This is a genomic window from Sphingobacterium sp. Lzh-3 (assembly GCF_046764375.1).
In the GTDB taxonomy this organism is placed as follows: Bacteria; Bacteroidota; Bacteroidia; order Sphingobacteriales; family Sphingobacteriaceae; genus Sphingobacterium.
In genome coordinates, this window is the sequence record NZ_CP177226.1 from 3,134,943 (window position 1) to 3,146,625 (window position 11,683).

The window sequence follows — 11,683 nt, forward strand, 5'->3', positions numbered from 1 at the left end:
AAAACCACATAAAGCATTCATTTATACCGGTATGTATTGCTTTACTTCGACAAACATACAACATCGAATAGCCCGGTGTCAAGAGCACAGAGCAGGTTGGCGGAGACCTGTCGGCGGTCCCCTCAGATTTGTCGGTGGCCTGTCGGAGACCATAGGATAGCCGTTACAAAATAACCCCTGTAATCGGACACATTCCAGGAGCGCGGTCGCCTGGCACTTCAAAAACTATCCACTCGAGCAGCGGTCTAAGGCCTTTGTTTCGGCCCAGCTTCGTACCAGCTTCGAAACGTGAACAGATACTGTACAGCTCCGCAACAGCTATTCACCAGTCTCCGAACAGAAAAATACTGGTGAAGGGCTGGTCAATAGTTGGTGCCCAATTGTTTCGCGCCGAAGGCTTTACGAAGCAGGTACGAACAAGCTACGGAGCTAAGGCATGCGACGGGGCCACTTCCTGTACTCGCCCACATAGAGCTGCACCACATCTTTTTTTAGAAATAGATCTGCATTGCCCTCCTTGTAGGCAGCCTTGAGCAGGCCTTTGGCGATGCGCCGTTCGATGGTGCGCACACTTTTGCTCAAAAAATAGGCGACTTCGTGGATGGTCATCGTGCCGCTAAGCTTTTGGAGCTCCGTATAGTGCTCTTCCTGCAGCAGGTCGATGATGCGGTCCAACTTGGCCTCTAACGGCGTATATTCGATGCTTGATTTTAGTTGAAAAGAATAGTTGATTTTTAGGTGAATAGCTGTCGCATTGGACACAAAACGGGGCGTAATCCCCTTTTGATCAGGAGATCCTTTAACAAAAAACATAAATTGGCATGGTTAGCTCGACTAACCGCCGAAATCCAGCGCTACGGCAGACCTGTTGTCTACTGCGCCCGGTCTATCTAAGTTTATACTTGTGGGATACTTTAGTCGAGCGGAATAAGGTAATCCCATCCCTTATGCTCCAGGTTATTCACGTTATCCAAAAATTTTGTTATTTTTTTGTTTTTCCGTATCCATTGCGTTGCCACCAACAGCTTTTGGATATCCATTTTGTTCATTGCCTGCTGCAGGTTGTCATATACCTCTTTGCGCAATTCAAGTTTACCGGCATTGTGCGCTACCGGATAGCGCACGAGCATCATATTGACGCGGCAGCTGCTGCTGATTCGGAAATACCATTTATCCAGTCCGATGGCCTCCAGTTCCTGCATAAAGCGATCGGCTTTCCGTCTTGTGCCGTCCACCAAAATAACTTCTTTCTCGCCTCGGGTCGAAAAGTAAAACGGTACATCAAACATGCGCACAGCTTTCTTTCTTGTATAGTCAGGTGCAAATTTAGCGTGGCCATAGAGAATATCATAAAGCGATCCGATAACGATCTTCTGATCCAACACGCTGGGATGAACCACCGGCACTACTTTTTCTACGATCTTTTCCAGCTCGACTACTCTTGCTGGAAGTTGCCTACCGAACAGGGAGATATCATGCTGCGGTGTGAAGCACCACAGATCACCTTTTTTAAAAACATAATATACATATAAATAGCAGCTTACGCTAAGTTCAGGTATGTAATGGTATAGGTAACTTTTAAATAACATAGCGCTGTTGCTACTTTGGTGCGCATAAGCGATCAGATAGATAAAACAAAGGTAAACAAGCAGCAGGGCGACTGTTATGGCAAAGACCACCAGTAATCTTTCTCCAGGTGGAATTTCCTTAAGCTGCAACTTGCCATCCTTAAACAGTTCCAGTTCGGGATATTTTTTTTGCCATTTTATCCAGGCTATTTTTAAACCGATGCGGATCAGCATTGCCGCAATGATAATGGCCAATGCAAAAGTTATCGTCCAGACGCTATAGGTGTACGTTCCGAACCGTTCGAGTTTAATTCCTTTATTTCCGATCAGATTAAATAGCATGGAAAAGCATAAGCTTCCCAGGCATAGCTTTAAAAACTGCTTCATACGAGTCCGTCAAGTGCCAATTGCTAGGTTATATTCACATGTTTGAACATGCAAATTAATCAAAATTCTCAAATGTTCGGAATTATTTCGCGTGCTATAAAAAGATTAACCTACTAAATGTGGTCGGTTATTTTGAAATACTGGTTTTAGTAAGTTGTAAATTCAACATTTGTCAAAAGTTTACATGTATGAGAGAAAATTTTGACAATGCAGGTGTGGCGCGGAAAGTGGCCACACTTCTCGCCTTACCGATGGCCGATCGGGCCATAGAACTGGCATCATTGGCCGGCAATTTTGCAGGCTGGATGAAAGACAATTTTAATCTGCAGGCGCATCAGCTTGCACAGCTCGCGGCGATGCCGGTCAATTTCCAGAACAAACTCGGCAGAGCGATCGCCAATTATACCATGTGGGGATTGGCTGTCCAATTTCAAAAGGACGAGAAGAAAGACGAAGATCCCGAATTTAAGGACCTTATCATTCAAGGCCATGAGCAGTGGCAAGATGAAGCGAGAATAGCGCTGCTAACGCCATTGTTTATACGGATTGCATACCGCTATTCGAGGCGGTAATCAAATCTGACGTTATCCAATACCATTCCCACTGATCATTCCGAAATCCTGGTCGGTGGGATGAAAAGAACTTAAACAATTATGAAAACAGCATTACATATCGACATTGCCCAACTTTTTGGCGAGCCGGTCAGTTTCCAAACTGGGGCTTTCCGCCCTCGGCTAAGCATGCCCAATGCGGATTTTCAACTGTATGAAAATCAACATGGGCAGGCCTGCCTGCAGCAGTTTGATGGACTGCTCGGCTTTATCAATCTTTTGGAGCTTCATATACCGAGCGATATTGTGATTTCCTTACAGGTAAAGCATCCAGATATCCACAGTTTCTATGTCATGGCTAACAATACGACAATTCAGCTCGAAGATCTCAGTCAGCAGGTCAGCTATCCTATTTCTTCCGGTCGGGGTCGTTATTTCTACTTATCCACAGGTGATTATCGACTTCATATTCCTGCCGGAAGGTATACAATTGTCAACTTTTATTTCCGCGGCAGTATTTTCCGTGACGGCAATGAGCGTCCTTTCCGGTTTCTCCAGCCATTGATAGCTGCTTACCGGCAGAAAGATCCAAATACATGCTGCAGTATCGATTTTCGTATAGGAACCATAACTATTTTTCTGATGAAGGCCATTATGGCCAAAATCAAAAAAGGTGACCTCGACACGGAGGTCAATATCCTCTGGGGGATCAAGAAGCTGATCAATCTATCGAAGGAAAAGATCTTTGAAGAATATGAAAAGATTTCGGAATCCCAGTTAAAAGCCAAAGAAGCCCATGCTATCATTAAGCAGACTGTGGCCGAAAATGGGCAGGATTTTAAACTAGATGATATTGCTTGGCAGCTCGGAATCAGTATGGACTATCTGCATCAACTTATCCATAGTTATTATGGGCTAAGCCCCCAAGAGCTGAAAATAGATTTTGTATTGGAGCTCGCCAAGCAGTATATCCTGGATGGTATGCATACCGATACCATAGCCTATGAACTGGGCTATGCTTCACCGAGCAGCTTTGCCCGCTTTTTTAAAAAGAAGACGGGCACGACGGCTACGGAGTTTTTTAGGCTTAATAGCCAAGACTATATTTAAACCAGTACATACTCGACTCCAGATTCGGCCAAGTCCAGCGCCTCTATAAGGCCGAACTTTGGAATAAGATGGTCGCTAAAAAGAGAAGCCTGAACGGGCAAGGAAATAGTCGCGGCAGATAAATCGTTAATAACATGAAAAGAGCTGAAATATACCATTGGACTTATCTACTATTAAGATGCGGAATGATCTTATTCTGGCTCTATGTTGGCATGGACAAGATCTGGATCCATGATGCATTTGAGCTCTCGCTGGTTCATCAACCGCTTATTGGCACCTTTGCACCTGTACTTTCCTGGTTGATGCCACTGTTGGAAATTTCTTTGGCTGTCTTACTTTTTATGCCGCTTAAGAAATTGGAATATCTAGGCTGGTCAGTATCCCTTCTTTTGATTCTTATTTTCAGTAGCTATATCGCATTGGGTGTATTCGGCGTACTAAAGGATGCGCCTTGCATGTGCAGCAGCTTTTTGACCAACGTCAATCGGATCACACACCTCTGGATAAACGCGTTGTTATTTATCCTATCCCTCGCAGGTTTTTTCATCAGTAGTAAACAGTCAAATAAGACAACTCAACGTATTCAAAATAAGCGCTATAAAAACAGAATAAATCTGTTCCTCCTATTTTTTATTGTTATCATCATTGGTCATATTCAAGCGCTGTTGAAAGGAAAATCGAAGAATGCTTTCGACTACCCTATGCAGGGCGCCCCCTTCCCGAGCAAGCTTGTAGAGGGGTTACAGTAATTCGGCTACAGCATAGGATAACCAGACCGTAGTTTCAGAAAAAAGCTATGGTAAATTATAAACACAAATTGTCGCAGACCAAAAAGTATTTAAAAAAGAGAAATAACAGCGGTCTGCTGTACAGAAAGGAGGATAGTCTTATGACTAGTATCTTCAATCGCAAAGGCTACATGATGTTAGCGATAGCCTTCGCAGTATGTTTCAATGGCGCAAAAGCTGTTGAAAAATTATCCGGCAAATCGTTTGCCAGCGTGATGCTTTATTTCCATGGTGATCCGACAAATAAATCGGAAGTGGAAGATGAATCCAATTGGACAACTTCGCCAAATGGTCAGAGCTGTAACGCAGAGCCGGAAGCAGCTTGTGCCCTTGAGGTAGATGCTTCTGATGTAAGTGGCGGTACGCTGGATGATTCCAAAGTTCAGATCGAGGCTATCCAAGCGGAAACCGGAGCTGGCTATCTACCCAGCGAAGCAGCCAGCTCTAACGCAACACAATTTGATCCTATAAATAGAGCTTTATAATTCGAGAATTGGTGCAATCGGTTTACTGATCGCAATTTAGGCGGCTTACTCCAGTAAGCCGCCTTTACTTTTAGCGTGGATTCTGTGGCATACCTGTGATTCTGATGATATCGTCGGGCAAGGCAATGGCATACCGGTTGTCATTTGGTTTGAGTTCCACTTGACCATCTTCTCCTTGCCGGATTAGATGGATTTCTCGACCTTCGAGATTGAGCCTTTTGATGTCCATCCAGCGCAGTCCTCTATAGACTAATTCTTTACGCCGTTCCAATAAGATTGTATCCAGTAGACTTGTAGCATTCATCATGGTGATTGGCATAAATGTTCCCGTTTTATAGCGTTTTTCCAGTAATAGATTAAGATCAGCCAGCGCTGCACCCAACTTCCCTTCTCTTGCCAGACATTCAGCTCTAGTGAGATAAATCTCGTCTGTCGCGATCCCTCCAAATAGTGCAAGCGCACCAGTATACTGCCCTTTAAAATTTATAATACCTTTAGTGATCTTAAAAAACAGCTGCTTACGTAAATCATTATTGTCATATGCACGATATAAGAGCGTATCGATACTAGAATAAGCTGCTGTCACCGTCGTCGATCGCAATTGGGTAAAAAAGGCAGTCTCCCTATTAAAAATCGTGAAGGGATAATTTGCCGAAGCTTTTACATCCCCTTGGTCATTGTAGTCCATTAATTCGTGCTTTATGTCGAGATACATATTGGCATATACGAGCGCCTGTTTATAATTGCGCATCGAAAGATAGGTTCTCGCCAATAAACCATATACGGCCAGTTTGCTGGGGCGCATCGCATGTGTTGCTTCTGTCGGCAGTAATGGTTCGGCAGCGTGCAGATCTGCGAGCACTTGGTTATACCCTTGTTCGACAGAGGAGCGCACCGATTTGACGTTAAAATCCGACCTCTCTCTTAACACAATGCCAAGGTCAGTTTTCGCGGTATTCGTATCGAAGGCTTTTGAATGAGTCCATAAAAGACTGAGGTATGCCGCCGAACGAAATAATAATGCAGACCCCTTGATACGGTCCCAATCGAGACCATTGCGGCTATCTCTTTGAATGTCCGCTATTTTCTCTAATACCAAATTGGCATTATAAACGGTTGTATACATGGCAGACCAGTCGTTGGCATAGTTATACACCGTTTCCTTCCATAGATACTGCTCCTTTGATTCAACTGCAAGGGTATTTAGATTCTCTAGGGGTATATAGACATTGTCAGAAGAGCGCTCACCAAGTCCACCATAATTTAGATTCATGTTTTTGGAGTTATCCAACAGCCCCTGTAAATCTTCAAGGCTGTTGGGTACGACCAATCTATTGTTGGACTGTATATCCAGATACTTGTTGCATGACAACAAGAGCAAAGGACATAACAATATGATTATAATTATCTTTTTCATCTTTTAAACATTAAAATAGGTAAACACAGCTGTTAATAATCTACCTGGATTCCGATCGAGAACACCTTAGGCGGGGATAGTCGATAAGGATATTCAGGGTCTATTTTCTGCCTGTTATTTCGCCATAATATGCCCAGATTGGCAAAGTTTCCATAGAGTCTTACATTCGTTTTATTGCCCTTTTGATCAAATGCCTTCTGCCAGGAGAAATTAACGTATTCGAGCCGTATATGATCCCCCTTCAAAACATGTATTTCCGATTGCGTATAAAATGCATCTGCAGACGAAACGAGCGGGTACGACATTTTTGGCGTATTGGTGCTCAGCTCATCCCCTTCCTTTTGCCACCTATCTTCAAAATCCGGATAAGCATTTCCGCTTTGGAACAGGTTAAAATAAGAAGTTGCAGGTTTTAAGAAATAATAGTCTGCCTTGAAACTTACATTGATGCCAAGGGAGAATTCATGCCATGAAAAACTGTTGATCAAATTTCCAAACACCTGTGGCTTGGCGGAGCCAAAGAAACGGATACTTCCATCGCTAGTGGATCCTTCAACAGAAGCTGACCGGATTTTGGAATAGTCGGTACTCTTTTCACCATTGACATAGCCCTGAGCTATCCCCTGTTCGTTCAGTCCTGCCCAACGGTAGGCGGCGATCGCATTCAGCGGCATGCCCACAAGAGGAGTTATTTTGTTACCGTTTCCTAGAAAACTCAATACCCCCTGATTCAAGGATTGATAGTAAGCCGTTGTCTTGTTGGAATTTGTACTGAGATTTAACCGCGTATCCCATTTTACACCTGTCAGTGTATTCTTTGAACTGATACTGATATCGAGTCCCTTACCTTTCATAGACGCTACATTCTTCGTGACCACATTACTTGCTCCCCAAGTCGTGTAATCATATTCTGTAGAACCATAAAGATCCTTACCCGATTTTACATAATAATCTACAACACCACTGATACGACCATTCAAGATGCTATAATCCAAACCAAAGTTTATCGTACCTACTTTTTCCCAGCGTAATGACGGGTCATTGAGTTTGGAAATATTGAGGATCCGATATTTCGTGTACGCATCCGTCTGCACATTGGCAACAGGCTGTGGTGTTTTTGAAACATCAACATTTCCACTGTAACCATAAGTTGCTCTCAGCTTTAGCATATCTATCCAGCTGCTCTTCATAAAATGCTCTTTACCCAATTCCCAGAAACCGCCAACCGACCACAAGGGCGACCACTTGTCGTTGGTCAAAGCACCGAATATATTTGCTCCATCCTGTCTGAGCGAAGCGGATAGAGCATATTTTTCCTTCCAAATAGTTGAAAAATTGGCAAAGGTAGATATGAATCTATTGATCGTCTTCGAGAAATCAGGTGCACCGAGTATATTCTGATACAGATCATCCGGATTAGTCTTGAATAAGGTCACATAATCTACTGGCGCATAAGCCAAAGGCAGGTCATTGTATCCATAGGCGGTAAATGAATTGCCTTTCTGTATGTTTTCCCTGATTTCCGCACCAAGGATTCCCACGATGTGGTATGTCCCAAAACGCTTATCAACATTTCCCTGTCCCCGGATCGTATAAGACTGTCCATCAGTCAGCGAATTTCTTAATAGACCCGATTGAGGCACAGGATAAGTCAGCTTTCCATTGGCATCCATCTGAATATATTTATTTATCGTTGATCTCGCATCATAGCTTTCCAACGTACTATTGGTTTCGCCCTTTATAGACTGCAATTGATATTGACCTGAAAGGTTGAGTTTTAAAAATGATTTTACCTGATAAGCCAAACCAAAGGTAGCGTATAGCTCCGTGAGCTTTGAAGCCGTATTGCTGTATTTATATTCCGACATTGGATAATAAGACCAGTCCAAAAATCCTGTACTGTATTTCTGGTCCACATAGAGTTGCCTGTAATCTCTCTCAAATGGGATTTCACGCCCCTTATCATTCACAAATTGCAGGTACGGAACCGATTTTCCATTGTAGGTCAGGCCGGTAAGATCAGGTCTTCCCGACTTGGATAAAGCATTGGTATAATTCATCCCGAAGTCAATCTGCAGTTTACTGATCGGTTTGAACGTATTCGAAAACAAGAGATTGATCTTCCTATTTCTATCATTCAACTGCGACCTGTCAGTGGTATAGCCTGTCGCAAAACCATAAGCATGTTTGGTACCGCCGCCGGAAATATTCAGATTGTATTGCTGTGTAAATGGACTTTGATAAAATGCATCAGCATAGTTTTTTAAGCCATCCTGCAACAATAGATTATTGATGAGTTTGGCAGAATCAAGCGAACTGATCAGCTCCTTTTTTCTTTTATCCAGGATATCGATTACAGGGGTCATAGCAGCATAGCCTACGCTGTTGAGGAAAACATTATAATATCCCTTGTCAAAGAGCATTTTTTCCACCCCAATAAAATCCTGATTTGAAAGCCGGTATAACTGTGTCAGGTCAGACTTTTGATTGAACAAAAAGGTGCTATTAAACGATATTCTCGACCGTTCATTAGTCCCTAATTTCCCTTTTTTGCTCGTAAGTACAATGACACCGTTGCCAGCCCGAGCACCCCAGATAGCCGCTGCTGCCGCATCTTTTAATATAGATACCGATTCAACGGAGTTCGGGTCGATGTTGGCGATATTACCCTCATAGATAAAACCATCCAACACGATCAAGGGGTCCATTTGTCCATTTATTGTACTCAAGCCACGGATAGATACATTCAACTTTTGAATGATCGGGTTTTGGATGGGCTGATTGTCAAACCGTACAGCTGGCACCATATTATTCAGGCGCTGCATGATATTGGTACCCGTCTGCTGCTTCAACATATCTTCGGTTATAATACCTACCGCGCCCGTTACCTCATTGGGCTTAAGGGTCTGATAGCCCGTATTCACTTCGACGACATCAAGATATTGGTCAGAATGCTTTATCGATAGCGGTTCCTTCTGAAAGAAATAATCTACCGAAACTGTGACGGTTGTGTAACCGACACCTGAGACGATTACCGAGTCTTTCCGATTCATTCGTGTCAGGCTAAATCTGCCTTCTTGGTCAGTTTTAGCTTTACTATTACCCATTTTAGAACGAACAGTAATACCGGCGATGGTATGCTGTGCCTCCTTATCCATAATGACACCCTGTACCACTATCCGTTGCTCCTGTTGGGCCTTGCCCAACAGGAAACACACACTGCAGAGCAGTGTCAACCAAAATGCTCTCATGATTATTTTGTGAGATAGATGTACGGAAATTCTTTAAGAGCCTTTGTCCTCGTCAGTATAATGCCTTTGTCTTTAAAAAAGTCGAGCTTTTCCTTCTCGGTTCGGTAGATAAAACCAGCGGGAATTGTTATGTCGACACGGGTCATCTCCGACTGATCTATTTCGATAGGTACTTCGAAAGCATAAGACAGATTTGACAGAATAGTATAAATTGGTATCTTTTGCGCATAAGATTCATTATCGGGCGAACTCGCTTTCGATATGACCATATTGTGTTTTGTCTTTAATTTTTCAAATGCAGGTGTATAAGATACTTTGTAGCACTCGACTGTATCTTTTCGCCTTTCTACGGCAATTTTAAAAAAGTGGACAAAATCTTTTCTATAGACATCCCGAATCTCCTTTTTGGTCACAGAATCCCGATTAAAATATTCGTACCAATACCGATTGCGGATCAGTTTGAGCTTAAAGTCTATTCCCAATTCGGGCGCATAGTATGCCTTTCTAACACTGTAGCCCTTCATCTCCAATGGGAACGCATAGGTTAGCATAAAACTCAAGGTTTGGTTTCCGATCCGCAAGTAAGTTGTGCCGTCCCTATAAACTGTATTTGGATAATCATCCAAAAAATTATCCCTTTGTTTAGCAAATGCTGAATAGTAATATGTGCTTGTTGTGTCAAATAATGATCCACCACCTCCTCTTCCTTCACCACCGGTGTTATAATAGATTCCTTTGTTTTTGATATTTCCCTTCGCCCCCTTAAGCCAGGCTTCAATATTACCATCTGTCAAGTTGTTTGCATTAGTCGTGGCGACAAACTCACCTTTGGAGTTGATCACAGCAGTTGTTGGCAAGGTATTGTGTTCAAAAAGTGTTGTAAATACGGTGTCGTCCAATATGGAACCTAGTTTAGGAACGTAATTAAAATCCTCCCTATATTTTTGGAAACGAGTCTTGATCCGCTGTGGGGTATCCTTATTGCGTTTACTATTGACCATCAGGATGACCATATCCTTTTTGAAGCGATCCTGTATCAATTCCATTTTAGGAATTCCCTCAATACAGGCTTTACAGCCCGTAGACCAGAAATCAAGGACAATCACTTTGCCTTTGAAATCAGCTAGCTTTACCGTCTTTTTCTTGCCGTCAAAATAATTAAGTTCCAAGGGCATCTTCCAGACAGCATCAGATATAGGCTCACCTGGATTGAGTGCGGTTAGTCCATTGAGCCCTTTCGCCCCGCTGTCCTTGCGGGGTGTCTGAGCCCATAAACTAAACATAAAAAACAATGCGAATAGCATTATAAGTACTACCTTATCCAATAAGGCAGTGAATGATTTTGATAATTTTATCATCTGCTTATGGATTAGGTATTATTCTGAAATTCGATTAAAGAAACTGTGGATCCTTTGCTTGGCTTCCAGATCGGCGATTATAACTTCTGCAGGCTCTGCAAAGGCAAATAGCACCGCATCGATTTCGATCTTGCGAAAGTGCACCAGGAAATAAGCGATCAGTAAACGGCACACTTTCATCAAAAAGGTATGCATCTGCTTTACATCAATAGCATCTTCCTGTACCGCATACTTTCTATAGTTTTCAAAGAGTGTCCATAGACTTTGCTGACAGTCGTTAATGGTATATTGGGACCAGAACTCTCGAATGGTATTTAATGGATCGTATCCATTGTCGTAAATTTCATAACATGCTAGCTCAAAGGGTAGCAGGTTGTTTGATTTTTGGTTCATAATTTAGTTTCATCAATTATGACAAGCCCTGAGGTGCTATAGAAAATTAGGCCATAGTATCCCCTATAGCGAAAATTTCGCATTCAAATGGCTTACCACTGCATAGCTCAAATGCGATCTATGCCAAATGGACAAATAAGATTAAAAGTCCGAAAAGCGCCTTGATACAATTTCAAGGCATAAATAGGGTTCATTATGGCGCTCCCTGCCGGAAAGAAGTAAAAACCGACCTACAGCAATATCGTCTTGCAATAAAAACTACAGGTAAAAAGTTTGGACTGAGTGAAAATTTGCTTAATTTTAAAGTGCGAATTTTAAATCAAGCTACAACATTGGCCAATATTACCTTTTAATCCAGTCATGTAAGTGTATAGG

The 11,683-nt window shown here is 42.6% G+C and carries 10 protein-coding genes; 4 read left to right on the forward strand and 6 right to left on the reverse strand.

Annotation, left to right across the window (positions count from 1 at the left end):
- Positions 1–429: 429 nt before the first annotated feature.
- Complete coding sequence (locus ACLCDV_RS13065; protein WP_411971314.1) at positions 430–813, reverse strand: hypothetical protein; 384 nt, start codon at positions 811–813, stop codon at positions 430–432.
- Between the two features lie 101 nt (positions 814–914).
- Positions 915–1,955 carry a hypothetical protein gene (locus ACLCDV_RS13070; protein WP_411971315.1) on the reverse strand — a complete coding sequence of 347 codons (1,041 nt, stop codon included), beginning with the start codon at positions 1,953–1,955 and terminating at the stop codon, positions 915–917.
- Positions 1,956–2,143: 188 nt separating this feature from the next.
- Between ACLCDV_RS13070 and ACLCDV_RS13075 the strand changes: the two genes are divergently transcribed.
- The 4 genes from ACLCDV_RS13075 to ACLCDV_RS13090 all read left to right on the forward strand — a co-directional run bounded on the left by ACLCDV_RS13075 (position 2,144) and on the right by ACLCDV_RS13090 (position 4,889).
- Positions 2,144–2,527 carry a hypothetical protein gene (locus ACLCDV_RS13075; protein WP_411971316.1) on the forward strand — a complete coding sequence of 128 codons (384 nt, stop codon included), beginning with the start codon at positions 2,144–2,146 and terminating at the stop codon, positions 2,525–2,527.
- 81 nt (positions 2,528–2,608) lie between these two features.
- Entirely contained in the window at positions 2,609–3,616 is a 1,008-nt protein-coding gene (locus ACLCDV_RS13080) for a helix-turn-helix domain-containing protein (protein ID WP_411971317.1), read from the forward strand.
- 134 nt (positions 3,617–3,750) lie between these two features.
- Positions 3,751–4,365, forward strand: coding sequence for a MauE/DoxX family redox-associated membrane protein (locus tag ACLCDV_RS13085; protein WP_411971318.1), 615 nt, complete (start codon positions 3,751–3,753; stop codon positions 4,363–4,365).
- 47 nt (positions 4,366–4,412) lie between these two features.
- Positions 4,413–4,889 (forward strand): hypothetical protein, encoded by a 477-nt coding sequence (locus ACLCDV_RS13090; RefSeq protein ID WP_411971319.1) that lies wholly within the window; start codon positions 4,413–4,415, stop codon positions 4,887–4,889.
- 70 nt (positions 4,890–4,959) lie between these two features.
- Here ACLCDV_RS13090 and ACLCDV_RS13095 read toward each other — a convergent pair whose 3' ends face one another.
- From ACLCDV_RS13095 to ACLCDV_RS13110, 4 genes are read right to left on the reverse strand one after another with little or no spacing between them, the layout of a single operon-like run.
- The gene (locus ACLCDV_RS13095) at positions 4,960–6,306 is read right to left on the reverse strand and encodes a RagB/SusD family nutrient uptake outer membrane protein (protein ID WP_411971320.1); all 1,347 of its coding nucleotides are present in this window, start codon (positions 6,304–6,306) and stop codon (positions 4,960–4,962) included.
- 32 nt (positions 6,307–6,338) lie between these two features.
- Positions 6,339–9,557, reverse strand: coding sequence for a SusC/RagA family TonB-linked outer membrane protein (locus ACLCDV_RS13100; RefSeq protein ID WP_411971321.1), 3,219 nt, complete (start codon positions 9,555–9,557; stop codon positions 6,339–6,341).
- Between the two features lie 2 nt (positions 9,558–9,559).
- Positions 9,560–10,915, reverse strand: coding sequence for a TlpA family protein disulfide reductase (locus ACLCDV_RS13105; protein ID WP_411971322.1), 1,356 nt, complete (start codon positions 10,913–10,915; stop codon positions 9,560–9,562).
- An 18-nt stretch (positions 10,916–10,933) separates the two neighbouring features.
- The gene (locus ACLCDV_RS13110) at positions 10,934–11,308 is read right to left on the reverse strand and encodes a hypothetical protein (protein ID WP_411971323.1); all 375 of its coding nucleotides are present in this window, start codon (positions 11,306–11,308) and stop codon (positions 10,934–10,936) included.
- Positions 11,309–11,683: the final 375 nt, after the last annotated feature.

Bases quoted from the DNA above. Each gene is read 5' to 3' on its own strand.
- ACLCDV_RS13100 (WP_411971321.1), bottom strand. From the start codon at position 9,557: ATGAGAGCATTTTGGTTGACACTGCTCTGCAGTGTGTGTTTCCTGTTG.
- ACLCDV_RS13085 (WP_411971318.1), top strand. From the start codon at position 3,751: ATGAAAAGAGCTGAAATATACCATTGGACTTATCTACTATTAAGATGC.
- ACLCDV_RS13080 (WP_411971317.1), top strand. From the start codon at position 2,609: ATGAAAACAGCATTACATATCGACATTGCCCAACTTTTTGGCGAGCCG.
- ACLCDV_RS13065 (WP_411971314.1), bottom strand. From the start codon at position 813: ATGTTTTTTGTTAAAGGATCTCCTGATCAAAAGGGGATTACGCCCCGT.
- ACLCDV_RS13090 (WP_411971319.1), top strand. From the start codon at position 4,413: ATGGTAAATTATAAACACAAATTGTCGCAGACCAAAAAGTATTTAAAA.
- ACLCDV_RS13095 (WP_411971320.1), bottom strand. From the start codon at position 6,306: ATGAAAAAGATAATTATAATCATATTGTTATGTCCTTTGCTCTTGTTG.
- ACLCDV_RS13075 (WP_411971316.1), top strand. From the start codon at position 2,144: ATGAGAGAAAATTTTGACAATGCAGGTGTGGCGCGGAAAGTGGCCACA.
- ACLCDV_RS13105 (WP_411971322.1), bottom strand. From the start codon at position 10,915: ATGATAAAATTATCAAAATCATTCACTGCCTTATTGGATAAGGTAGTA.
- ACLCDV_RS13110 (WP_411971323.1), bottom strand. From the start codon at position 11,308: ATGAACCAAAAATCAAACAACCTGCTACCCTTTGAGCTAGCATGTTAT.
- ACLCDV_RS13070 (WP_411971315.1), bottom strand. From the start codon at position 1,955: ATGAAGCAGTTTTTAAAGCTATGCCTGGGAAGCTTATGCTTTTCCATG.